We start from the raw sequence: 22,993 nt of genomic DNA, 5'->3' as shown, positions 1-22,993 counted from the left end.
CCGGCGCCCGCTCAGCTGCGGGCGATCAGGTTTCCGGCGTGCAGGCCACATTCCTTCTGAGTGGCTTCTTCCCACCACCAGCGGCCCTCCCGCTCGTGTTGTCCCGGCAGGACAGGACGGGTGCAGGGCTGGCAGCCAATACTGACAAAGCCCTTCTCGTGGAGTGCGTTGTACGGGGCCTCAGACATCCGGATGTAGTCCCACACCTCTTTTGACGTCCAGTTTGCCAGCGGGTTGAACTTGACCAGCGTTTTGTCCGGGGTGGAGAAGGCCGTGTCTTCCTGAACCACGGGTACATCGTTGCGGGTGCCAGGGCTCTGGTCTTTGCGCTGGCCTGTAATCCAGGCGTCCACCGTGGCCAGTTTTCTTCGCAGGGGATTCACCTTGCGAATGCCGCAGCACTCGCTGTGCCCGTCTTCATAAAAACTGAACAGGCCCTTCTTGTTGACCATTTCCTGAACCTCGGCCTGATCCGGAAACAGTACTTCGATGTGAATGCCGTAGTGCTTGCGCACCTTTTCGACAAATTCGTAGGTCTCCGGGTGCAGGCGACCGGTGTCGAGTGTGAACACCTGCAGGTTGTCGGTCAGCTTGTGGGCCATTTCGATCAGCACCACGTCTTCCGCACCGCTGAAGGAGATGGCGATGTTGTCGTACTGTTTCAGGGCCGCCTTGAGGATGGCGCGGGGGCTCTGGCCTTCAAGCTCTTCCCGCAGGGTTTTTATGTCGGTCATGGGCGGGTATTTCCTCCTCTGAATTTGCGCCAAGGCTATCACTAAATCGCTCATAGCCTGAAGGAATGAGGATCTATATGGTTATTCCGTTGGTGGGGCGGAATTTACACTTCCGCGATGCATTCCCGCGCTGTTTTTCTTATCATACGCCCCGTACCCGGGCCAGCGGACTCGCCGTTGCGGCCCATTATTCAGCAAGCAGGAGATCGTTGTGGAACTGGCATGCCTTGACCTTGAAGGAGTATTGATTCCGGAAATCTGGATCGCGTTCGCCGAAAAAACCGGCATTGAGGAACTCAAGGCGACCACTCGTGACATTCCCGACTACGACGTGCTGATGAAACAGCGGCTGAAACTCCTGGACCAGCATGGCTATGGCCTGCCACAGATCCAGGAAGTGATTGGTGAGCTGGACCCGCTGCCCGGCGCCCGGGAGTTCCTGGACTGGCTGCGTGAGCGTTTCCAGGTGGTGATCCTGTCGGATACTTTCTACGAATTCGCCATGCCGCTGATGAAGAAGCTCGGCTACCCGGCGTTGCTGTGCCACAAGCTCGAAGTGGCGGACGACGGCCAGATCACCAACTACCTGCTGCGCCAGCGGGACCCGAAACGCCAGTCGGTGCGGGCCTTCCAGCTGCTGAATTACCGGGTGATTGCCGCCGGTGATTCCTATAATGACACCACCATGCTGGGCCAGGCGGAAGCCGGCATCCTGTTCCACGCGCCGCAGAATGTCATCGACGAGTTTCCGCAGTTCCCGGCGGTGCACAACTTTGATGACCTGAAGCAGCAATTCCTCAAGGCCAGTAATATCCACAGCGCCTGATATCGATGTCTCGGGGCCGGCAGCAACAAACTGTCGGCCCCGGTTTATTCGATCACCAACTCTTCCAGAAACCGCATCAACGGCCCTACCTTGGCCAGCGTTTCCTGATACTCCGCCTCGGGATCAGAGTCCGCCACAATCCCACCGCCACCCCAGCAACGAATGGTGCCTTCGCCATCACACAGCATGGTGCGTATGGCGATGTTGCTGTCCAGAGTGCCGTCCAGCCCCCGATAGAAGATGGAGCCGCAGTAGGGTCCGCGCCAGTGGGGCTCCAGCTCCCGGATAATCTCCATGGCCCGGATCTTAGGTGCGCCGGTGATCGATCCACCGGGAAAGGCGTCGAACAGGGCTTTCATCGGTGACACCCTGTCTGCCAGCTCGGCCCGGATGTGACTGACCAGGTGGTGAACGTTGCGGTAGGACTCCAGGGCAAACAGCTTGTCGACCTTCACGCTGCCGGGTTTGGCATTCAGGCCCAGGTCGTTGCGCAACAGGTCGACGATCATCAGGTTCTCGGCGCGGTCTTTCTCCGAGGCTTCGAGTTCGGCTGCAAGGGCCCTGTCTTCGGCTGGGTCGCTTCCCCTGGGCCGTGTTCCCTTGATGGGGCTTGTGGTGACGGTTCGATCGCGTATTTCAAGGAAGCGCTCCGGAGAAACCGATAGAACAGACAGGTTCCCAGACCGTATGAAGGCACTGTAGGGCGTCGGGTTTGCCTCTGCCAGAGCCTTAAAGGCCTGCCAGGGATCGCCTTCATACTGGCCGGTGAATTCCTGGGAGAGGTTTGCCTGGTAGCAGTCTCCGGCTTCGATGTAGTTGCGGATTTTGTTGACGCTTGATTGAAAGTCCCGTTCGGATTGACGCGGCATGAACGTAGATGGCATGCGCCAGTGGCTTTCCCTCGTTGGGGCGGAGACGTTCAACCACGACTCCAACAGGGCCCGGGTTTCAGCAGGGCATGCGGGATGCACCCAGAGATAATAGTGGCCGGTTTTTCGGTTGTGGCTGGCGGTCCAGAGGTAGAAGCCAGCACTGATCAGCGGGCAGGGCGATACAGGCATCTGGTGGGAAAGCCGCGCCTCTCTGGCATAGCCAAGTTCATAGCTAAGATAGCCAATCCAGCCACCGGGTAGTGACAAAGGGCCATCCGCGCCGTCGATGCCGTAGTGGGCCAGTAATAACTCCATTTCCCGTGCGACTTGATCGCTGTCGAAGACATTACCTGAAGGCACGTCTGTAGCGGGCAGGTGAATTGTCCTCAGGGCACGGGCGCTGAATCCACAAAGCGCGCCGCGGGCCTCACTGTTGCCGAGACTACCAATATAGGCGAAATCGGGCTCAGCGCTCGCGTGTTTCAGGAGCTGGTCATAGCTTTCCCTGGAAATGGATCGCTTCAACTTACCCTCGGAAATTCAAAAGAATGATACCCAGGCCACAAAAACAGCATTGTCCGCCCGGGAAGGCCACTGCTCTAATACCGTTTGAGAACGACGTGGCCTGCTGCTTGTTCGAGAACCGTCATTCTACCCGAGATGCACTGGCCACGTGGATACGAACCACAATAAAAAGGAAACCTACGCCATGACAGTGAAACGTCGATCAGCCCTGTTGGGCATTTGCCTCGCCAGTATCGCTCTCTGCAATCCCGTCTATGCGGCGGAGGAAGGTCAAAGTCTGGAGCTGAAGATTCCTCCGAACAGTGTGATTTCGGACGGCACACTGACACCAAAGGAAATGGCACAGTATGCGGTTGTCGCCAAGGAGCAGCTTGCTTACCTCACGTCCAAGGCAACCGAGGAGTACGCTCCGGTTATTGAAAACGACTCCAATGCAATGCCGGCTGCCTGGATGTTGATGGACGATGGCGTGACCGTGAAGGAGTTGACTCTGGATGAGGCTGCGGGCGACGCACCGGCGTCAATTCGAGTGGTGATGTTCCGGGCAGCCCTTAAATCCATAGCCCGTAGAGGAAAGATCAACGCCGCCGTGATTCTCTATGCCGGACAGATTTCCGAGGAAAACGACCAGCGCGCTCTTGTGGTCGAACACGAGCACCGGCTAGGCATTTCCGCAACCAAGATCGTACCGTTTGTCGTTGATAACGGGCAGGTTAAATACGCCCAGTCTGTTACCCGCAAAAAGCCCTTCCAGTTGTTCTACGACGACAAATCAGGCGTTCCGGCGGCTGCATCCTGAGCTGCGTACCACCTTTGTTGAGATGTGCGACACAATTGTTTCAGGTTGTTAAGAGCGGGTAAGGTTTTGTGAATGCAGTCACGGACTAGGACTGTAAAACAATCTTAAATGGATTCGTGAGGTCGCGAACCTCACATCCAAAATCCAAAACTCGCATAAGAATAAAAGAGTTTTATAAGGAGATAAGAATGAAAGGCCTGAAGAAAATTGCTCTTGTAACTGCAGTTGCCGCTGCTCCATTTGCAGCCAACGCTGAACTGAAAGCCCTGAACGACAGCGCAATGGGCAACGTCACCGGTCAGGCCGGTGTGACCATTGAACTGGAAACCAAGGTAAGCATCGGTCAGTTCAAGTACACCGACGAAGGCTCCTTCGCGGTCAACGACATCGTGCTTGGTGGTTCTGGTGTTGCGGGCGGCACTGGTACTGAGCTGTTGGACCAACTGAAGATCGATATCGACGTAGCGGATGATGGCGATGCCGTTATTCACGTTGGCTCACTTCAAACCGACCCGAACACTGGTGCACCGGTTCCCATCGACTGGGGTATGACTGCGGGTTCCATGGAGTTGCTGGCAGGTGGCACTGGCACCGACAGCACCACGCTGATCTCCAACCTCGCCATGCGCGGTGACCTCGCCGCTCTGGACCTGCGTGTTGACACAGCTACTGATCACCTGAACGTAGCCGTTGCCTTTGATATCGACGACATGGATTTCGACGTTGACTTCCTGGGCATTGGCATCCGTGACATGGTTGTTACCGGTGCTGGCGACAACTTCGATTACGATGGCGATGGCTTGCTCGTGAGCGATGGTAATGAGACCGAGGAGGGCGGCTTTAATCTGGCTGATCCGGTCCAGAAACTGGCCTACGGCAAGCTGAGCAAGTACGCCAACGTAAACCTGGACGTGTACAAAGGCGCTGGCCTGGGTGCGTCTACTGCTACCGACGTACTGCGTGTTGACGTAAACAACGTTTACATGGATATGTCCATCGGCGCCATCGAAATCGGCGGCACTTCCATCGGTTCTGTAGCGCTGGACAACCTCGCTGTAACCGACACCAAGCTGGCTATCTACGGTCACTAATCTGACCTGATATCCAAGTTGGTAAGACGCCCCGCCCAGCGGGGCGTTTTTCGTTGGCCGAATCAAAACTCAGCCAACAAAAAGGGGCAGCCACTGAGTGGCTGCCCCTTTTTCTACCTCTTGGGGTCGCTACTTACTGGTCCGGCACTGCAATCGAGAGATCAAACCCGCCACCTGGCCGCGGGGTAAGTGTAATCGGCCCCTCGTTGATCGCCTCGGGAATCTGAATCTGATCGATGCCCGGCGGGTTGCCGATGCTGAAATTCAGGTTCTGCCCGTCAAAGCCAATGCCCAGCTGGTCATTCAGGAAGGTCTGGGTGAACGGCTCCTCCGGAATCTGGGCCTGCTGGCCAAAAATCAGAGGCGGAATGGTCGGCGTAAATTCTGCCGGAGGCTGAGCTCGGGCCAGCTCTTCCTGGGGAAGCAGCAGGGCGCGGCGAAGGAATTCGTCTTCGGCGTTTTCAAGGGCGTCGGATTTACCTTCTTCTATGTAACGCTGGAGCGCTTCGCGGTAGGCTTCCTCTTCGGCTTCGGTCAGCACGGGCTCGCCCGGGGATATGGTCAGGGCGCGGATGATGCGCTGGCGGTCGGCCTCGGGTTTCCGTTTTTCTTTCGGCACCACGATAACCGCAGAGTCCTTGACGTAAGTCTCCACCATTTCGTCCGATGTGAGCGCCTGAACGCCGCCCACGGCTGGCAGAGACAAGGTCATGCCGCTGATGGCTGTTATGCTACCCACGGCCGTGGCAAGCAGATTGTGGCGTTTCATGGTTTGGCCCTCGTGGTTGGACTATCGCCCTCTATAATCGAGTATTCGGTTTGTAGGACAGGAATTCAAGCTGGAAACCCTGTTTGTGTGATCAGAATCTTTGATTCAGGGGTATCTTTTAAGGGATGTTGGAAACTTTTCCCGACAGTGGCGGCCTCAGGGACACTATGAACAACCTTCTCAGACAACGTTGGCAACGCTGGATAAACCGTCGCATTCCACGCTCGGATCTTCAGACGTTCAGTCAAAAGACCATCTTCATCCTGCCTACAGGTGCCGGAGTAGTGTTCGGTCTGTTGCTGGTGATCATGCTGCTCACCGGCATCAACTACCAGAACAGTCTCATTTATCTCACCACGTTCCTGCTGGGCGCTGTTTTCGTGGGTGCGATGCATCAGACCCACAGAAACCTCTCTGGCCTGGAACTGAGCCTGATTCAGCCTGGAGAAGGGTTTGCAGGCGATGACATCCCTTTTCGTCTCAGGCTCAGGGCGGGCCGTGACGATGCGGTCGCTGTGGTTATCTCCTGCGACGACTCCCGGCACACGCCGATCCACGTGCGCTCCGGCCAGGCTGAAGATACGGTCTTGCCGGTGCACTCGGCGCATCGCGGGTATTTGCGCCCCGACCGCATTCGGGTAGAAACCCGGTTTCCCTTTGGCCTGTTAAAAGCCTGGTCCTGGCTTCGGCCGGTCTCCGCGGGTCTTGTGTTTCCAAGGCCCATTGCGGCGCCGGAAAGCCTGAGCCAGGTCGATGACGGCGAGGAGTCCGAACAGGCCCGGTCTGTCGAGGGCAATGATCACGCCGATATCCGCCCCTGGCGAGAGGGCGACCTGAGCCAGCGGGTGCAGTGGAAGCGGTTCGCCCGAACCGGTCAGATGGTGGTGGCGGACTGGGAGGGCGAGCAGGGCAGTCCGCACTGGCTGGATTTCAATGCCTACCCGGGGGTCGATCATGAGTTGCGCTTGAGTTACCTCGCCTTTCTGGTCACGGAACGTGGTAAAAGCGGGGCCCGATTCGGGCTCAGCCTGCCCGGGCAGATGATCGAGCCGGACTCGGGCCCAGCCCACGTAGCCAGATGCCTCCGGGTGTTGGCCACCTGGGGTGAGGAGCGCCCCAGGGATGCCACGGTCGAGGCCCACGGCACCCGCCGGCGAGGATCCCTCCGTTCATCTGCATCCGTCACGGAGGGGCAGGTTTGAGACTGTTTTCAGGGTTACGATCTGCTCCCGAGCCGAGTGATTCCGGCGTGCTGCCGTCCCGGGCTTTGCTGTGGTTGATTGGCAGTTTTGTACTTTTGCTGGTGCCACAGTGGGACCGGTTGCCCCTCTGGCTGATGGCCGTCTGCGCGATATTGGCGGCCTGGCGCTGGCTGGCGCAGACCGGACGGGTGAGGTTGCCGGGACGATGGCTGCGCACGGCCATCATGCTGGTGCTTGTGGGTGTTTACCTCGCCACGGTCCAGGGCCGATTTACCGTCGACACAGCGGCTTCGTTTTTTGTGCTGGCGGTGGGCCTGAAGTGGCTCGAAACCCGCTCCCTGCGGGATTTCTATGTGCTTTTCTTCATCCTGGTCTATCTGGCCACAGTGAATTTTCTGTTTCACCAGGAAATTCTCTGGGCGCTGCTGAATTTCACCGGTATTGCCTTTCTGCTGGTGGGTCTGCAGGTACTCAATGCCCCGGATCTGCCCGCCGGTATGACCTCGGGCTGGCGCCGGCTCGGCGTGCTGTTCCTGAAGACGCTTCCGGTTGTTGTGCTGTTGTTCGTGTTCTTCCCCAGGATGGCTCCGCTGTGGAGTGTGCCACTGGTATCCGGCGAGGCGCGCACCGGTATCAGCGATTCCATGCGGCCCGGGGACATATCCAATCTGGCCCAGAGCAGCGAGCGTGCCTTCCGTGTGACCTTCGGCGGTGAGATTCCGCCACACCGTGACCGCTACTGGCGGGGGCTTATTCTCGACTACCTCGATGGAGAAACCTGGCGGCAAGGCCAGAGAGAACCTTTCCGGCCTCTTGGTCGGGTTGCGGTGGACGGTGGCGTCGGAGAACTCAAGGCTAGCGAATACGATGTGCTGCTGGAGCCAACGGACCAGCGCTGGGCGTTTGCGCTGGAAGGTTCCGAGGCGGTCTCCGACAACGTTTACGAGGCCAGTGCCGATCTGTTTCGCTTCCCCCGGCCTGCCGACAGCCCGGTGCGCTACCGTTTGGCCCTGCAGTCAGAGCCAGACGAAGCCACGGAGCTGGGAGCCACGGAACGCCGGCGCTATCTGCAACTGCCGCCTGATGGCAATCCCCGGGCCAGGGCGCTGGCAGCAGATCTGCGTCGGGAGATGGCGGACGAAGACATTGTGGTGAATCTGATGGAGCGGTTCCGGCAGCAGCCCTATTTCTACACATTGCGGCCACCGGCGATGCCGGAAAACGGGATTGATGCGCTCCTGTTTGACGTAAGGCGTGGATTCTGTGCCCACTACGCTGGCGCAACAGCCTTCGTGCTTCGCGCCGCCGGGATTCCCGCACGAATCGTGGTTGGCTATCAGGGAGGGGAAGCCGGTGCCGGGGGCGAGTACCTCATTGTTCGCCAATATGATGCCCATGCCTGGGTGGAGGCGTTTATTGACGGCAGGGGGTGGGTCCGGATCGATCCTACCGCCGCCATCGCACCGAATCGTATTGAATCGGGCCTGCGGGACGCCGTGGCGGAAGAGGGATCCTTCCTGGAGGATAACTGGGCCTCGCCCCAGCGTTATGCCGATGTGGCGCTGGTGCAATGGGCCAGCCTGCAGCTGGATCGGATCAATTATCAGTGGCAGCGCTGGGTCGTGGGCTACCAGGGCCAGAGCCAGATGGATCTGATGTCTCGGCTTCCTGGCGGTTTTGGCATTCGGGAACTGGGGTATCTGACCGCCGGCATCGTGGGCGCGGGTCTGCTGGTGGCCGGGTTGGTCTCGGCGCTGCAGCTGCGCAGGGGCGAGCGCCGTGATGCATTCCGGAGGATGGTGGACAACTGGCATCAGCTCTGTAACCGCGTTGGCGTGCCGGTCCGGCACGGCGAAACGCCTTCCGGGCTGGCGGCGCGACTGGCGAGGGCCGAGCCGGCTGCGGCCGACTCGGCCAGGCTTTTTGCCCGAATGGTAAACAGCCATTACTATAGCGCGGACAGGGACCGGGCCGACGGCCAGGAGCTGAAGCGCATGCGCCGTTTACTGGCGACCATGAAGCGTCAGTTACGCCGCCGTGGCGCCCGAAAGAAACCGAAAGGTCGTGGTCGCGGTTCGTCTTCGACTCACCAGCAACAACTTCGCGGGAATAGTCAGTGACCGACATTGTTCAAGATATGCCCTGGCTGGCCAGAGCCTGGCAAACCGTGCAGAACCGGGTTGCCGAAGACCGGCTGCCCCATGCGCTGATCGTTTCCGGCGAGCGCGGCATCGGCAAGCGGGCCTGGGCTGATGCCGTTGCTGGTTTGCTGGTGTGCGAGCGCCCCTCAGGACAGGAAAGCGGGAAGCCTGTGGCCTGTGGCCGGTGCAAACAATGTGAGCTGTACGGCGCAGCCAGCCATCCCGATGTACGGGTCTATGGGCCGGAAAAGTCCCGCATGGTCAAGGTGGACCAGGTTAGGGCGTTGTCGGCGTTCGCCGTGGCTTCTCCCCAGGTGGGGCACCACAAGGTCGCCATAATCGACCGGGGCGATCAGTTGAATATCAATGCCGCCAACGCCCTGCTCAAGACCCTTGAGGAGCCGCAGCCTGACGTTACCCTGATTCTTCTGCAGGAGAGCGGTCGACCGTTGCTGCCGACTATTCGCTCAAGGTGCCAGACACTCACGATACCGGTGCCTGACAACGCGGAGGCCAACCAGTGGCTGGTCAACCAGGTCGGGCAGATGCCTGAGGGCGAGCGGCCCGCCGCTGACGCTCTTGCCAAGGCGCTGATGCTGGCCGGTAATGCTCCGAGACTGGCCCTCGAGTATGCGACTGGCGATTTTATCGCCCTCAGGGACGAGGCGCTGGAGCGCTTCAAGGAATTCATGAAATCCCGCATTCCGCTCGGGGAAGCCGCCCGGGCGTTCAAGGCCATGGGGCTTGAGGATACGCTCTGGTTGTTCGAAACCTGGGCTGCAGACCTTGCCCGCATGATTGCCGGGGGTACGGCGAAGGATACGGATTCCGCTGATATGATGGGTTTTCTGTCCAGGACAACGCCCGCCTGGCGAGCCCACGAGCTGCTGGAGATGGTGCGGGACGCCAGGGCTGCCGGTGTCTACAACGCCAGCCCGGAGCTTGAGGCAAGCCGGCTATTGATGGCCTGGCAGGCACTGATGCCGGCAAAACGGTCGGCGTAGGCGCTGCCCGGCAACGCACAGGGTTGCGCCTTTGCACGCAACAGCTGCTATGATTGCCTGATGAAAGGGATGTTCAGGATCCCTTCCAACCCAATGATAATTCCGGAGAAAGGTGTCAGATATGGGGCCCGGTTTTGGCGCGCGCAGTGGCATTCTCACCCTGACCATCAAGGATAAGGCGGTACTGTACGCTGCCTATATGCCGTACATCCGTCAGGGCGGCCTGTTTATTCCCACCCAGAAGCAGTATCAGCTGGGCGACGAGGTGTTCCTGTTGCTCAACCTGATGGATGAGCCGGAAAAAATTCCGGTGGCCGGCAAGGTGATCTGGATTACGCCCAAGGGCGCGCAGGGCAATCGTGCGGCTGGCATCGGCGTGCAGTTCAATGGCGACGACGAAACGGCCCGGACCAAAATAGAATCCTACCTGGCAGGCTCGCTGAGCTCTGATCGCCCGACACACACCATGTGAGGGAGCCGCCGATGAGTGACACGGCAACACAGGTTTCTACGGTTGCCAGCGAGAGCGCTTCCGGAATTGCCGATGAGGGGTCGCCAGCTTGCCGTGAGGCTGAGTGGAAGCTCCGGTATATCACCCTGGCCGGTCTGAGTTGGCCCTGTGAACCGGGTGTTCACGACAACACACCAACGCTCCTTGTCCATGGCTGGCTTGATAACAGCCTGAGTTTTGCCAGGCTGGCGCCGGAACTGGCGCGAATCGGGCCGGTTCATGCCATCGATCTCGCCGGCCACGGGCACTCCGGCCACCGCCCGGACGGGCAAAGTTATCTGCTGATGGATTATGTCGCCGATCTGGCGGAACTGGTTGAACGCTATTTCCAGGAAACCGAGGATGGCTGTGTCAATCTTGTGGGCCACTCCCTCGGTGGTATCGTGTGCGCCCTGTACGCGGCCACATTCCCGGAGCGCGCCCGTCGGCTGGTGATGATTGACAGCCTCGGCGCCATCAGCCGGCCGGCCTCGGAAACCGTTCCGCAGCTGCGCAAGGCCATCAAGAAGCGCATTTCCGGTTCCGGGCAGCCGCCGGTCTATCCCGATATAGCCGCTGCAGCAAGGGCCCGCGAGGGTGGCTTGAGTCCCCTGAGTCCTGATGCCGCGTTGACCCTGAGTCCCCGCAACCTGACATCTGTCGAAGGGGGGCACGTTTGGCGGACCGATCCGCGCCTGCGCCACCCCTCGCCACTAATGATGACCGAGGAGCAGGTGTTGGCCACCCTGGAGGCCATCGAGACACCGACGCTGTTTATCAGGGCCGATGCCGGACTTCTTTCGTACAGAAAAGACCTGGATGCCCGGGCCGATGCTATTGCACGGCTTCAGACCACCCGGGTACCCGGCGGTCATCACTGTCATCTGGACGGAGACACCGCACCGGTTGCTGATGCCGTCGTCCATTTTCTTGAAGGTGAGTCATCCTTTGATTAAAACGCTTTACGCCCGCCTCGTTCTCGCTCTTGTCCCATTGGCGATGCCGTCCCTGGTTTCCGCCTCGCTCGCGGATTTTCCAGTCCCGTTCGCCCAATCCACGTTGGAAAACACCGTGGAGATTCAGTCCACCGGGCACCTTGTCCTGTTCAGCCCGGTGCGGGAAGTGAACGATGAGATTCGCTCCGAGAGCCTTGCCCGGTTGCCGGTTGAGGGGGAAGGGCGTCTCTATCAACTGTCGCGGGACGCCAGGCGGGAAAGCGCACGGGATCACTACCAGCGGGTACTGAACGAGCGCAATGCCCAGGTTCTGTTTGACTGCGCAGGCATCCGCTGTGGTCGCAGCAACGTCTGGGCCAATCAGATTTTTGGCCAGCGCACGCTGCTTGGTCGGGACGATACCCAGGACTACCTGGTAGCCGGTTCCATCGCCGAGGATGGTGCCCGTTGGTTGACCCTGGTGTACACGGTTACCCGCGGCAACCTTCGTGAGTATGTGTGGGTGGAGCACCTTCGGGTCGGAGCGGGTGCGACGATCCCCGGCCTGGGAACGGTGGATGAACGGGTCAAAGGCCCTATCATTGTGCCCTGGCGAGGCGGCGTCACCTACCGTTTTGACTGGCGCGGATCTGATCGGCGCCGGTTGTCGGATCTGGCCTCCCAAAAAGGGGCAGTGGTTGTCCTCGTAGGCTATTCTGAACTGGAAACCGACGAATCCTTTAGCGAAGCGCGGGAGCGCGCCCGAATGGCCGCCGAATCCCTGTCGGAGGTGCTGACCAAGACCGGCGTTCCCCGGAACCAGCAGACCATCATCGTGCCGGGGCCGGCGGGGGTATTCAAGGACCCGGATCGCCAGGGCAACCGGGTGGAATTAATTGTGGTATCGGGGTGAAGGTAATGGGTAGATCACAGGACGACGACCCGCAGAAAAGTGACTTGGCCCAGGACGACGAGCCCAAAGATCACGCGTCTACGGTGCTCAAAAGCTCGGATATCTCTGCGAGTCAGGCCCCGGCGAGTTCCGAACAGGGCGCTGTTTCGGGGAAACGCCGGAAAACCGTTGCACTCACCCTTGGTAGTGGCGGGGCCAGGGGCTATGCCCATATCGGCGCCATCGAGATTCTGGTCGAGCGGGGCTACGACATCGTGGCCATTTCCGGGTGCTCCATGGGGGCCCTCATCGGCGGAATGTTCGGTGCTGGCAAGATGCAGGACTACAAGGACTGGGTGACCGGGCTGGGCCAGTTCGACGTACTGAAACTCCTCGATGTGACCTTCAATTCGGTGGGCGCCATACGTGGCGAGAAGATTTTCTCCGTGGTGCGCGAAATGCTGGGCGACACCCGCATCGAGAACCTGCCAATCGCCTACACAGCGGTGGCCACCGATCTTCTGGCGCATAAGGAAATCTGGTTTCAGGAAGGGCCACTGGACCAGGCCATACGGGCCTCGGTGGCCATTCCGAGTGTGGTTACGCCACTGGTCCTCAACGGGCGCGTGCTGGTGGATGGTGCCTTGCTCAATCCGTTGCCGATTATTCCGACCATTTCATCCCACGCAGACCTGATCGTTGCCGTCAATCTCAGTGGCGAGGATGATCGTCGCCGCCGTATCCCTGACGCGGCCTTCAGCAGTAACGACGATGAGGGCGGTGACATGGATGAATGGGTTGATGCGATCCGCGAGAAGGCCTCACGCTGGTTTGACTGGGACACGCTGAAATCCCTGGGTGCACGCAAAAACGGCAATGACGACAGCCCGGAAGAGAAAATCAGCCGGGAAGTCAGTAAAAAAGAACATCAAAAGCACACTGAGCGAAGATCGTTGGATGCGAAAACCCAGGAAGAGCATGAAACGATTGACTGGGACAAGCTGGGTATCGGCAAGTTTGATGTCATGAACCTGACCATCGAGACCATGCAAAGCGCGCTGGTTCAGTACAAGATTGCCGGTTATCCGCCGGATCTCCTGGTGAATATTCCCAAGAACGCCTGTCGAAGCTACGACTACCACAAGGCACCGGAGTTGATTCAGCTCGGCCGCGAGCGCATGGCGGCGGCATTGGACCGTTTCGAGGAGAGTCGCAACAGTTCCGGGCCCCTGGCAATCTGACAGTGTTGCTTATCAGCTTGTCCGCAAGGCTGCAGTGTCGCCCTTAAACAGCGTATAATCCGGCGCTGACACGCTCACGGACAGGACAGACTTTGTGACCAGCCCCATCGACGACCTTCACAGCGTTCGGGATTACCTTCGCTACGCGTCTTCCCGCTTCGCCGCCTCGCCGCTGTTCTTCGGCCACGGCACCGACAACGTCTGGGATGAGGCGGTTCAACTGGTGATGCGCAGCCTGCATCTGCCGCTTGAGAACAATACCGTTTTTTTGGATGCCAGGCTTACCTGTGAAGAGCGGAATACCATCCTTGAGCGCATTGATCGTCGCGTGAATGAACGGGTTCCCCTGGCGTACCTGCTGGGTGAGGCCTGGTTCATGGGCATGCCATTCCATGTGGACGAGCGTGTGCTGGTGCCGCGTTCCCCCATTGCTGAACTTATCGAGAATGGGTTCCAGCCCTGGCTGGGTGACCGGCCTGTTGAGCGGATTCTGGATTTGTGTACCGGGAGCGGCTGCATCGGAATCGGGGCGGCGTCGGTGTTTGTTGATGCCGAAGTGGTGCTCTCGGATATTTCAGCGGATGCGCTGGAGGTGGCGGAATCGAATATTGACCTTCACGGTCTGCGTGGCCGGGCAAGTACCGTGCAATCCGACGTGTTCGAAAAGATTGAGGGGCGCTTTGATGTCATCGTCAGCAACCCGCCGTATGTGGATGCTGAAGATATGGCGGACATGCCGGACGAGTATCGCCATGAACCGGAACTGGGGCTTGCAGCCGGGCAGGATGGTCTGGACATTGCGCACCGTATTCTTGCCGGGGCGGCTGACCATTTGACGCCGGGCGGTTTGCTTGTGGTGGAAGTGGGTAATAGCTGGGCAGCGCTTGATGACGCCTACCCGGATCTGCCACTGACCTGGCTGGAGTTCGAGAACGGCGGAGATGGTGTTTTCGTGATTGGCGAAGCCGAGTTGCGGCAGTGGTTGGCTTCACGCTAACCCTGTTTCTTACAATTGCTTAACAAGATACTGAATTATGTCGGGAAATTCCTTCGGAAAACTGTTTACCGTAACCACCTTTGGTGAGAGTCACGGCGCCGCGTTGGGCTGTATCATCGACGGCTGTCCTCCCGGGCTTGAGCTCTCGGAAGCCGATATGCAGCGCGATCTTGATCGCCGCAAGCCGGGTACTTCCCGACACACCACCCAGCGCCGAGAAGCGGACGAGGTGCGGATTCTGTCCGGTGTGTTTGAAGGCAAGACAACCGGCACACCGATCGGGCTGATCATCGAGAATACGGACCAGCGTTCGAAGGACTACTCCAAGATCGCCGAGCAGTTCCGCCCCGCCCACGCCGATTACACCTACATGCACAAGTACGGCGTTCGGGACTACCGTGGCGGTGGTCGCTCCTCGGCCCGCGAAACCGCCATGCGGGTAGCGGCAGGGGCGGTGGCGAGGAAGTTCCTTGAGCAGCGCCTGGGCATTCGTATCCGTGGCTACCTGTCGCAATTGGGGCCGATCCGGGCGGAGAAGCTAGATTGGGACCAGGTGCACCAGAACCCGTTCTTCTGCCCGGACGCCGATAAGGTGCCGGAGATGGAAGCCTACATGGATGCCCTCCGAAAGGAAGGCGATTCCATCGGTGCTCGCATCAATGTGGTGGCAGACGGTGTGCCACCGGGGCTTGGCGAGCCGATTTTTGATCGCCTGGATGCGGATCTTGCCCATGCGCTGATGAGCATCAATGCGGTGAAGGGCGTGGAGATTGGCGCCGGGTTTGACTGCGTAGAGCAGAAGGGCACTGAGCACCGTGACGAGATGACGCCGGAGGGCTTTCTGTCCAACAACGCCGGTGGTGTGCTGGGCGGAATTTCCTCAGGGCAGCCGATTGTGGCGAGCATTGCCCTGAAGCCGACTTCCAGCCTGCGGCTTCCCGGGCGCAGCATCGATGTGAACGGCGATCCCTGCGAAGTGATCACGACCGGTCGCCATGACCCCTGCGTTGGGATTCGCGCTACGCCGATCGCCGAGGCCATGATGGCCATCGTGTTGATGGATCATTACCTGCGGCATCGGGGCCAGAATGCGGATGTTTCTGTTTCTACGCCGGTGATTGGGCAGCTTTGACCGCAGGATTTGGAGAAGCGGCTTCGGCGGGATCGATTGCCCAAAAAACGCCCGTAAATACGTCCATGTAGGGCTTGGTCGCGCCATCCTTGGCGCTTCACATTTTTGGGCAATCGATCCCGCCAAAGCCACCGGGCATCCGGGGCAGGCTGACAGGGGTTTCGCCATTTACTTTCGACTCTCTAACCTCTATTTCTGGTTCTTCGCTCTGCTTGGCGGGCTCCTCCCATATTGGTCTCTCTATCTTGAGGGCCAGGGTTTTTCCTATCTCCAGATCGCCACGCTCATGGCGACCATCCAGCTCACCAAGATCGTTGCGCCCAGTGTCTGGGGTTGGCTCGGGGACAGAACCGGGCAGCGGGTGCGGCTGGTGCGTTTTGGCGCCATTACCGGGTCGCTGTTTTTTGCCGGGGTGTTTCTGGAGCCGGGTTTCTACGGTTTGTTGCTGGTTATGCTGGCGTTCACGTTTTTCTGGAACGCCATCCTGCCCCTTTATGAAGTGATTACGCTCCGAACTTTGGGCACCCAGAAAGAGAAGTATGGCCGCGTACGGCTCTGGGGCTCGGTGGGCTTTATTGGCGCGGTGGCTCTGGTGGGTGGCCTGTTGGAGTTGATGCCTATTCAGTCGCTGCCGTGGTTGCTGCTCCCGGTGTTTGCCGGCATTGCGGTATCGGCGTTTCTGGTTCCTTCGGAGCGGGGAGAGCGCAAGCCGCCCGCGCCGAAAGGCAGCCTGAAAGCCATCGTGACCCACCCGGCGGTGGTGACATTCTTCCTGATGAACTTCCTTCTTCAGGTCTCGCACGGTGCCTACTACACCTTCTTCAGTATTCATCTGGCCCAGCACGGGTATGGCAAGCTGTCCATTGGTTTGCTCTGGTCCCTGGGGGTGTTTGCTGAAATTGCATTGTTCCTGGTAATGCACCGGCTGACCCGGAACTTTACCGTTCGGCAGATCGCCATTGGGGCATTGACCCTCACCATGATCCGCTGGATCCTGATCGCCGAGGTCACGGATGTGGTGGTTGTGCTGTTGTTTGCGCAACTGCTCCATGCTGCGTCCTACGGGGCCCTGCACGCGTTGTCCGTTCAGTACATCCAGGGCTTTTTCGGGCAGCATCACCATGGCCAGGGCCAGGCGCTTTACAGCGGGCTGACCTTCGGTGCTGGCGGCGCTATCGGCGCCTGGTTGTCCGGTTTCCTCGTGGATGGGTTTGACACGTCCGCCGCGTTCTGGGGCGGGGCCGCGGCCATGCTGATCGCTATCGTGATTACCTGGCGGGGCCTGCGGCCGCCACCGGTTCCGAACCAGAACTGACCGTCAGGCGTTTTCTTCCTGCTGCACGATCTCAAGCAGGGCTCTCGATGCGTTGCTCAACTGCCTGCCAGCCAGGCCTATGCCTCCCAATACCCGTGAGACTGGCGTTCCAATGTCCAGCACCCGCAGACTGGCGTCGAGCATGCGGGTGGGCAGCACACTCCAGCCGAGGCCAACGCTGGTCATCATTTTGATGGTTTCGAGGTAGTTCGTGGGCATTTGCGGATTCAGCGGCAGATTGGCCTCAAGGAAAAGCCGACTGACGACGCGATAAGTGGCCGTGCTTGTATCCGGGAGCAGTGCCGGATGCCCGGCAAGGTCGGCCAGCGTTGGCTGGGCCAGCTGGGACAGCGGATGCTCCGCACCGGCCACAAACACCATGTCGTCCGGCCACTGGGCAAAGACCTGAAAGCTCGGATCCATGCTGTCGCTCAGAGTGACGAAAGCAAGTTCGGCATTGCGTTTGCGCATCTGCTCGTAGGCCGCATCCGACTCCATGAACTGCAGGTTGATCGATACCTGCGGGTATTCCCGTTTGAAACGCCGTAACCAGTTGGGTAGATGGTGCAGGCCAATATGGTGGCTGGCGATGATCTGCAATTCGCCTTCTACCTCACCGGAGTCCGGGGAGAGGGCGACCCGGGCGTTGTGGATTTCATCCAGTATCTTGCGGGCATGCGGCAGCAGCCGGCTGCCGGCGTCGGTGAGCCGTATCTGGCGGTGGCTGCGGTCGATCAGAGTGGTGCCGAGCTGGTTTTCCAGGGCGGCCAGGCGTTTGGAGATGGCCGGCTGCGTCAGGTGCAGAGTTTCGGCCGCCTCCGAGAAGGAGCCCTGGTCGACGATTGTCAGAAAGGCTTTTAACGCGTTCGAATCCACGGAATTCTTGCTCCACAAAATCAACCTTGTGCAGGTTGCCTGGAGGCTCCGGCCTCCGAAAACACGCCCGTAAATACGTCCCTGTAGGGCTCGGTCGCGCCATCCCTGGCGCTCTACGGTTTTCGGAGGCCAGAGCCTCCAGTCAACACGGGCAGCCAGGGTACACCTACAAGGTTCGGGGCGCGGGTTGGGATAGTCTTTTCAAAACCGTAGAGGGCCAGGGATGGCCCGATTCGAGCCCACATGGATGTGCTTGTCGGCGTGTTTTTAAAAGACTATCCGAACCCGTGACCTTCTCCCAAGTATAACTGATAGGGATGGTATGGATAAAAAACATGAATTGAGGTTATTCAGGACCTGGCGTTAGAATAAACGAATACTGAGCAAGAACCAGAAACCCCCAGAGAGTGAGAGAGAACCATGGCGGGCAAAACCTTATACGACAAATTGTGGGACGACCATCTGGTCAAACAGCGGGACGATGGCTCCGCGCTGATCTACATCGACCGTCACCTGCTGCACGAAGTGACCTCGCCTCAGGCGTTTGAGGGCCTGCGTCTTGCCGGCCGGAAGCCGTGGCGTATTGATGCCAACATTGCCACGCCAGACCATAACGTGCCGACCACCGATCGCGAACGGGGTGTTGAGGGCATTGTTGATCCGGTGTCCCGGATCCAGGTGGAAACCCTGGACAAGAACTGTGACGAGTTCGGGATTCTGGAATTCAAGATCAAGGACCAGCGCCAGGGCATTGTGCATGTGATTGGGCCAGAGCAGGGTGCCACCTTGCCGGGTATGAGCATCGTCTGTGGTGACTCCCATACTTCTACCCACGGCGCTTTCGGCTGTCTGGCTCATGGTATTGGCACCAGCGAGGTGGAGCACGTGCTCGCCACCCAGTGCCTGGTGCAGAAGAAAATGAAGAACATGCTGGTGAAGGTGAACGGCAAGCTCGGGCCGGGTGTCACTGGCAAGGATGTGGTGCTGGCCATCATCGGCAAGATCGGCACCGCCGGTGGTACCGGTTATGCCATTGAGTTTGGTGGCGAGGCCATTCAGGGCCTGAGCATGGAAGGGCGGATGACCATCTGCAATATGTCCATCGAGGCCGGCGCCCGGGTAGGTATGGTGGCGGTGGACGACACCACAATCGAGTACGTCCGTAACCGCCCGTTCGGCCCCAAGGGTGAGCAGTGGGATGCGGCGGTTGAGTACTGGCGCACGCTGCGCAGTGATGATGACGCCGAGTTTGACAAAGTGGTGGAGCTGGAAGGCTCCGAGATCAAACCGCAGGTCAGCTGGGGCACCTCGCCCGAGATGGTCGCCGGTGTTGATGGCAATGTGCCGGACCCGGAGCAGGAAGCCGACCCGATCAAGCGTGAAGGAATTGTCCGCGCTCTGAAGTACATGGGCCTCAAGCCGAATATGCCGATCACCGAGATCAAGCTGGACCGCGTATTCATTGGCTCCTGCACCAACAGCCGGATTGAGGATTTGCGCGAGGCGGCAGCGGTGGTTAAGGGCCGCAAAGTATCACCGACGCTCAAGCAGGCGATGGTAGTGCCGGGTTCCGGCCTGGTTAAGGCTCAGGCCGAGCAGGAAGGTCTGGACAAGATCTTTATCGAGGCCGGTCTCGAGTGGCGTGACCCGGGCTGTTCCATGTGCCTGGCCATGAACGCCGACAAGCTGGGGCAGGGGGAGCATTGTGCCTCCACCTCGAACCGGAACTTTGAGGGCCGTCAGGGCTTTGGCGGGCGGACGCATCTGGTGAGCCCGGCCATGGCCGCTGCGGCCGCGGTTACCGGCCATTTTGTTGATGTTCGTGAGCTGATGCACTGATCCACAGGAGAGAACCATGCGCGCATTTACGCAACACCAGGGTATTGTTGCCCCCATGGACCGTTCCAATGTGGATACGGACATGATCATTCCCAAGCAATTCCTCAAATCCATCAAGCGCACGGGCTTTGGCCCGAACCTGTTTGATGAATTGCGGTACCTCGACGAAGGTAAGCCGGATCAGGATTGTTCCACACGGCCCCTCAATCCGGATTTCGTGCTCAACCAGGATCGCTACAAGAACGCCAGCGTGCTGCTGGCCCGTCGCAACTTCGGTTGTGGGTCAAGTCGCGAACACGCGCCCTGGGCGCTTGAAGACTTCGGGTTCCGGGTGATCATTGCCCCAAGCTTTGCCGATATTTTCTACAACAACTGCTTCAAGAATGGTCTGTTACCTATTGTTCTTCCAGAGGAAGTTGTAGATCGTTTGTTCGAGGAAGTGGACCAGAGCGAGGGGTATCAGCTGTCTGTCGATCTGGAGGCCAGGACCGTCACGACCCCCTCCGGTGAGACTTTCACGTTCGAAGTGGACGACTTCCGCCGGCATTGTCTGTTGAACGGTCTGGACGATATTGGCGTCACGCTGGAAGACGCGGATGCTATCAGATCTTACGAGGAGAGCCGTCGCAAGACCGCTCCCTGGTTGTTTGGCGCCGGCAGCTGAGTTTGGTGTCGGATTACGCTGCGCTAATCCGACCTACGATCCCGAAATGTTCGCAAGCTCCCTAGTAGGTCGGATTAGCGCAGCGTAATCCGACATAAAGGAATTCAACAAGGAAATAACATGTCCAGAACAATCCTCATGCTTCCCGGCGACGGCATCGGTCCGGAAATTGTCGCGGAAGCGGAAAAGGTCCTTCACAAGGTTAACGATCAGTTCAGTCTCGGTCTCACGTTCGAGGCGGGACTGGTGGGTGGCGCCGCCATCGACGCCACCGATACGCCGCTTCCGGACGAAACCCTGGAGAAAGCGAAGGCCGCCGACGCCATTCTGCTTGGTGCGGTCGGTGGACCGAAGTGGGACAGTCTGCCCATGGCCAAGCGGCCGGAGAAGGGGCTGCTGGGCTTGCGCTCCAACCTTGAGCTGTTCGCCAACCTGCGCCCGGCGATCCTGTATCCGCAGCTTGCTTCAGCGTCCTCCCTCAAGCCCGAGGTGGTCTCTGGCCTCGACATCATGATCGTGCGGGAGCTCACTGGCGGTATCTATTTTGGCCAGCCCAGAGGCGTTCGGGAGCTCGAGAGCGGCGAGCGCCAGGGGTATAACACCTATGCTTACAAGGAATCCGAGATTCGCCGAATCGGTCGCGTTGCCTTTGAAGCGGCCCAACAGCGGGGCAAAAAGCTGTGCTCCGTAGACAAGGCCAATGTGCTGGAAGTCACGGTTCTGTGGCGGGAAATCATGAACGATCTGCGTCGGGAATATCCCGATGTCGAGCTGTCTCACATGTACGTGGATAACGCGGCGATGCAGCTCGTCCGAGCGCCCAAGCAGTTTGACGTGATTGTGACTGGCAACATGTTTGGTGATATTCTTTCGGACGAAGCGGCTATGCTGACCGGTTCTATCGGCATGTTGCCTTCGGCTTCCCTGAATTCCCGGAAGCAGGGCATGTACGAGCCGTGCCATGGCTCGGCACCGGATATCGCCGGCAAGGGCGTTGCAAATCCTCTGGCCACGATTCTCAGCGCGGCCATGATGCTTCGTTACAGTCTGAACGAAGAGAAAGCGGCCGAAGCGATCGAGGCCGCGGTCAGCAAGGTGCTCGATCAGGGGCTGCGAACAGCAGATATCATGTCCGAGGGCGCGAACAAGGTGTCCACCCGGGAAATGGGAGAGGCTGTTCTCGCTGCGTTATAATCAGCCGCTGAACAATCCGAGAATTTGAGACCCGACGGTAACGGGATGCAGTTGCCGCGGGATCATCCACCCTGTCCCTGCCAGCGATAACGGTAGCGGGCGGGCATAAAACGAGGTCTGAAGATCGCCCATGAAGCGAGTTGGACTTGTAGGTTGGCGTGGCATGGTGGGCTCTGTCCTCATGCAGCGCATGCGTGAAGAAAACGATTTCGCAGACATCGAGCCGGTGTTCTTTACCACATCCCAGGCGGGTAAGCCTGCACCGGATGTGGGCAAGGAGGGCGTACCCCCTCTGCAGGACGCCTTTGACATCGACATTCTGAAAACCATGGATGTGATCGTTACCTGTCAGGGCGGCGACTACACCGGTGAGGTTTATCAGAAGTTGCGCGATGCTGGCTGGCAGGGCTACTGGATTGATGCGGCATCCACATTGCGGATGGCCGATCATTCCGTGATCGTGCTGGATCCGGTCAACCGGAACGTCATTGATGCCGCGCTTGAAAAAGGCGTCAAAGACTACATCGGTGGCAACTGTACTGTCAGCCTGATGATGCTGGCCCTTGGTGGCCTGCTGGAGCAGGACCTGATCGAGTGGGTGTCGCCCATGACCTATCAGGCGGCTTCCGGCTCCGGTGCCCAGAACATGCGTGAGTTGCTCAATCAGATGGGCGAGCTCAACAAGAGCGTGAAGAGCGAGCTTGAGGATCCATCCTCCGCGATTCTGGAGATTGACCGCAAGGTTACCGAAACGATGCGCTCCGGTGATTTCCCCACCGAGCACTTCCAGGTTCCGCTCGCTGGCAGTCTGATTCCGTTCATCGACAAGCAACTCGATAACGGCATGAGCAAGGAAGAGTGGAAAGCCGGCGTTGAGACCAACAAGATCCTCGGTCGCTCCGCCAATCCGATTCCTATCGACGGTATCTGTGTGCGGATCGGTGCCATGCGCTCCCACAGTCAGGCGCTGACCATCAAGCTCAAGAAGGATCTGTCGGTTTCGGAAATCGAGTCGATCCTGGCCAAGGCGAATGACTGGGTGAAAGTCATCCCCAATGAGCGTGATGCGACCATTGAGGAGCTCACCCCGGCGAAGGTCACCGGCACCCTGAGCGTGCCCATCGGCCGTATCCGCAAGCTGTCCATGGGGCCGGAGTACATCTCCGCGTTCACCGTGGGTGACCAGCTGCTGTGGGGCGCTGCCGAGCCGCTGCGTCGGATGCTCCGGATTCTTCAGGAGCGTTAAAAATTGTTACACAGAGGCAATAAATGCCAACTGTGTCCGGTTTCAATGAACCGGTAAGGGGGCGGAGGCTGATTTCAGTCTCCGCCCCTGTTATTTTCAAGAGCGCTAGGCAGTTCCGCGTGATTGATAAAAAATCGGTACAAGGATTGCGGCTGATTGATTGATAAAAGAGGTTTTATCAACAATACTTGCCGGACTGAATATTAAAA

Annotated in this window: 21 protein-coding genes; 17 read left to right on the top strand and 4 right to left on the bottom strand. The window is 59.0% G+C overall.

From position 1 onward, the window contains the following. Window positions 1-11: 11 nt before the first annotated feature. Entirely contained in the window at window positions 12-734 is a 723-nt protein-coding gene (locus AC0J1C_RS09295) for a phosphoadenylyl-sulfate reductase (protein ID WP_473043579.1), read from the bottom strand. A 211-nt stretch (window positions 735-945) separates the two neighbouring features. On the opposite strand from AC0J1C_RS09295, the gene thrH reads away from it, so the two are divergent. Continuing rightward, window positions 946-1,560, top strand: coding sequence for a bifunctional phosphoserine phosphatase/homoserine phosphotransferase ThrH (gene thrH / locus AC0J1C_RS09290; protein ID WP_473043577.1), 615 nt, complete (start codon window positions 946-948; stop codon window positions 1,558-1,560). 44 nt (window positions 1,561-1,604) lie between these two features. Here thrH and pabB read toward each other — a convergent pair whose 3' ends face one another. Further along, window positions 1,605-2,957, bottom strand: coding sequence for an aminodeoxychorismate synthase component I (pabB, locus tag AC0J1C_RS09285; protein WP_473043575.1), 1,353 nt, complete (start codon window positions 2,955-2,957; stop codon window positions 1,605-1,607). Window positions 2,958-3,141: 184 nt separating this feature from the next. Here pabB and AC0J1C_RS09280 point away from each other — a divergent pair, with 184 nt between their 5' ends. Together AC0J1C_RS09280 and AC0J1C_RS09275 are read left to right on the top strand one after the other, a co-directional pair. Continuing rightward, window positions 3,142-3,756 carry a hypothetical protein gene (locus tag AC0J1C_RS09280; protein WP_473043573.1) on the top strand — a complete coding sequence of 205 codons (615 nt, stop codon included), beginning with the start codon at window positions 3,142-3,144 and terminating at the stop codon, window positions 3,754-3,756. Between the two features lie 188 nt (window positions 3,757-3,944). Continuing rightward, window positions 3,945-4,847, top strand: a complete 903-nt coding sequence (locus AC0J1C_RS09275) for a DUF6160 family protein (RefSeq protein WP_473043572.1) — start codon at window positions 3,945-3,947, stop codon at window positions 4,845-4,847. A 133-nt stretch (window positions 4,848-4,980) separates the two neighbouring features. On the opposite strand, the gene AC0J1C_RS09270 is transcribed toward AC0J1C_RS09275, so the two are convergent. Then, a complete protein-coding gene (locus AC0J1C_RS09270) occupies window positions 4,981-5,616 on the bottom strand; it encodes a hypothetical protein (RefSeq protein WP_091985557.1) in 636 nt (211 codons plus the stop codon). Window positions 5,617-5,783: 167 nt separating this feature from the next. Between AC0J1C_RS09270 and AC0J1C_RS09265 the strand changes: the two genes are divergently transcribed. The 10 genes from AC0J1C_RS09265 to AC0J1C_RS09220 all read left to right on the top strand — a co-directional run bounded on the left by AC0J1C_RS09265 (window position 5,784) and on the right by AC0J1C_RS09220 (window position 16,965). After that, on the top strand, window positions 5,784-6,818 hold the full coding sequence (locus AC0J1C_RS09265) for a DUF58 domain-containing protein (protein WP_473043571.1): 1,035 nt from the start codon (window positions 5,784-5,786) through the stop codon (window positions 6,816-6,818). Continuing rightward, window positions 6,815-8,938: a transglutaminase TgpA family protein gene (locus AC0J1C_RS09260; RefSeq protein ID WP_473043570.1), complete on the top strand. Its 2,124-nt coding sequence runs from the start codon at window positions 6,815-6,817 to the stop codon at window positions 8,936-8,938. Before AC0J1C_RS09265 ends, AC0J1C_RS09260 begins: the two co-directional genes overlap by 4 nt. Continuing rightward, window positions 8,935-9,963 (top strand): DNA polymerase III subunit delta', encoded by a 1,029-nt coding sequence (locus tag AC0J1C_RS09255; protein ID WP_473043569.1) that lies wholly within the window; start codon window positions 8,935-8,937, stop codon window positions 9,961-9,963. The genes AC0J1C_RS09260 and AC0J1C_RS09255 overlap by 4 nt, the downstream gene beginning before the upstream one ends. 121 nt (window positions 9,964-10,084) lie before the next feature. Then, on the top strand, window positions 10,085-10,435 hold the full coding sequence (locus AC0J1C_RS09250; protein WP_008171779.1) for a PilZ domain-containing protein: 351 nt from the start codon (window positions 10,085-10,087) through the stop codon (window positions 10,433-10,435). Between the two features lie 11 nt (window positions 10,436-10,446). After that, window positions 10,447-11,409, top strand: coding sequence for an alpha/beta fold hydrolase (locus AC0J1C_RS09245; protein WP_473043568.1), 963 nt, complete (start codon window positions 10,447-10,449; stop codon window positions 11,407-11,409). A gap of 115 nt (window positions 11,410-11,524) precedes the next feature. Continuing rightward, window positions 11,525-12,301 carry a DUF4892 domain-containing protein gene (locus AC0J1C_RS09240; RefSeq protein ID WP_473043567.1) on the top strand — a complete coding sequence of 259 codons (777 nt, stop codon included), beginning with the start codon at window positions 11,525-11,527 and terminating at the stop codon, window positions 12,299-12,301. A gap of 5 nt (window positions 12,302-12,306) precedes the next feature. Then, entirely contained in the window at window positions 12,307-13,521 is a 1,215-nt protein-coding gene (locus AC0J1C_RS09235) for a patatin-like phospholipase family protein (RefSeq protein WP_473043566.1), read from the top strand. A gap of 94 nt (window positions 13,522-13,615) precedes the next feature. Beyond that, the gene (gene prmB / locus AC0J1C_RS09230) at window positions 13,616-14,518 is read left to right on the top strand and encodes a 50S ribosomal protein L3 N(5)-glutamine methyltransferase (protein WP_473043565.1); all 903 of its coding nucleotides are present in this window, start codon (window positions 13,616-13,618) and stop codon (window positions 14,516-14,518) included. Between the two features lie 37 nt (window positions 14,519-14,555). Further along, on the top strand, window positions 14,556-15,650 hold the full coding sequence (gene aroC / locus AC0J1C_RS09225) for a chorismate synthase (RefSeq protein WP_375192981.1): 1,095 nt from the start codon (window positions 14,556-14,558) through the stop codon (window positions 15,648-15,650). A 112-nt stretch (window positions 15,651-15,762) separates the two neighbouring features. Then, a complete protein-coding gene (locus AC0J1C_RS09220; protein ID WP_473046523.1) occupies window positions 15,763-16,965 on the top strand; it encodes an MFS transporter in 1,203 nt (400 codons plus the stop codon). A gap of 3 nt (window positions 16,966-16,968) precedes the next feature. Here the strand turns inward: AC0J1C_RS09220 and AC0J1C_RS09215 are convergent, their stop codons facing one another. Further along, a complete protein-coding gene (locus AC0J1C_RS09215; protein WP_473043564.1) occupies window positions 16,969-17,841 on the bottom strand; it encodes a LysR family transcriptional regulator in 873 nt (290 codons plus the stop codon). 420 nt (window positions 17,842-18,261) lie between these two features. Here AC0J1C_RS09215 and leuC point away from each other — a divergent pair, with 420 nt between their 5' ends. The 4 genes from leuC to asd all read left to right on the top strand — a co-directional run bounded on the left by leuC (window position 18,262) and on the right by asd (window position 22,784). Beyond that, a complete protein-coding gene (gene leuC / locus AC0J1C_RS09210) occupies window positions 18,262-19,680 on the top strand; it encodes a 3-isopropylmalate dehydratase large subunit (RefSeq protein WP_473043563.1) in 1,419 nt (472 codons plus the stop codon). Window positions 19,681-19,696: 16 nt separating this feature from the next. Next, window positions 19,697-20,344 carry a 3-isopropylmalate dehydratase small subunit gene (gene leuD, locus AC0J1C_RS09205; protein WP_473043562.1) on the top strand — a complete coding sequence of 216 codons (648 nt, stop codon included), beginning with the start codon at window positions 19,697-19,699 and terminating at the stop codon, window positions 20,342-20,344. Window positions 20,345-20,464: 120 nt separating this feature from the next. Beyond that, complete coding sequence (gene leuB, locus AC0J1C_RS09200) at window positions 20,465-21,538, top strand: 3-isopropylmalate dehydrogenase (protein ID WP_473043561.1); 1,074 nt, start codon at window positions 20,465-20,467, stop codon at window positions 21,536-21,538. Between the two features lie 130 nt (window positions 21,539-21,668). Beyond that, window positions 21,669-22,784, top strand: coding sequence for an aspartate-semialdehyde dehydrogenase (gene asd, locus AC0J1C_RS09195; RefSeq protein WP_375192985.1), 1,116 nt, complete (start codon window positions 21,669-21,671; stop codon window positions 22,782-22,784). Window positions 22,785-22,993 lie beyond the last annotated feature (209 nt).

The organism is Marinobacter sp. E2, assembly GCF_055755345.1.
The sequence above is the reverse complement of the archived record's forward strand: the minus strand, read 5'-3'. Positions and strand labels throughout refer to the sequence as shown.

Bases quoted from the DNA above. Each gene is read 5' to 3' on its own strand.
- asd (WP_375192985.1), top strand. From the start codon at position 21,669: ATGAAGCGAGTTGGACTTGTAGGTTGGCGTGGCATGGTGGGCTCTGTC.
- AC0J1C_RS09270 (WP_091985557.1), bottom strand. From the start codon at position 5,616: ATGAAACGCCACAATCTGCTTGCCACGGCCGTGGGTAGCATAACAGCC.
- AC0J1C_RS09265 (WP_473043571.1), top strand. From the start codon at position 5,784: ATGAACAACCTTCTCAGACAACGTTGGCAACGCTGGATAAACCGTCGC.
- AC0J1C_RS09245 (WP_473043568.1), top strand. From the start codon at position 10,447: ATGAGTGACACGGCAACACAGGTTTCTACGGTTGCCAGCGAGAGCGCT.
- AC0J1C_RS09250 (WP_008171779.1), top strand. From the start codon at position 10,085: ATGGGGCCCGGTTTTGGCGCGCGCAGTGGCATTCTCACCCTGACCATC.
- aroC (WP_375192981.1), top strand. From the start codon at position 14,556: ATGTCGGGAAATTCCTTCGGAAAACTGTTTACCGTAACCACCTTTGGT.
- AC0J1C_RS09235 (WP_473043566.1), top strand. From the start codon at position 12,307: ATGGGTAGATCACAGGACGACGACCCGCAGAAAAGTGACTTGGCCCAG.
- AC0J1C_RS09275 (WP_473043572.1), top strand. From the start codon at position 3,945: ATGAAAGGCCTGAAGAAAATTGCTCTTGTAACTGCAGTTGCCGCTGCT.
- AC0J1C_RS09295 (WP_473043579.1), bottom strand. From the start codon at position 734: ATGACCGACATAAAAACCCTGCGGGAAGAGCTTGAAGGCCAGAGCCCC.
- leuB (WP_473043561.1), top strand. From the start codon at position 20,465: ATGTCCAGAACAATCCTCATGCTTCCCGGCGACGGCATCGGTCCGGAA.
- AC0J1C_RS09280 (WP_473043573.1), top strand. From the start codon at position 3,142: ATGACAGTGAAACGTCGATCAGCCCTGTTGGGCATTTGCCTCGCCAGT.
- leuD (WP_473043562.1), top strand. From the start codon at position 19,697: ATGCGCGCATTTACGCAACACCAGGGTATTGTTGCCCCCATGGACCGT.
- leuC (WP_473043563.1), top strand. From the start codon at position 18,262: ATGGCGGGCAAAACCTTATACGACAAATTGTGGGACGACCATCTGGTC.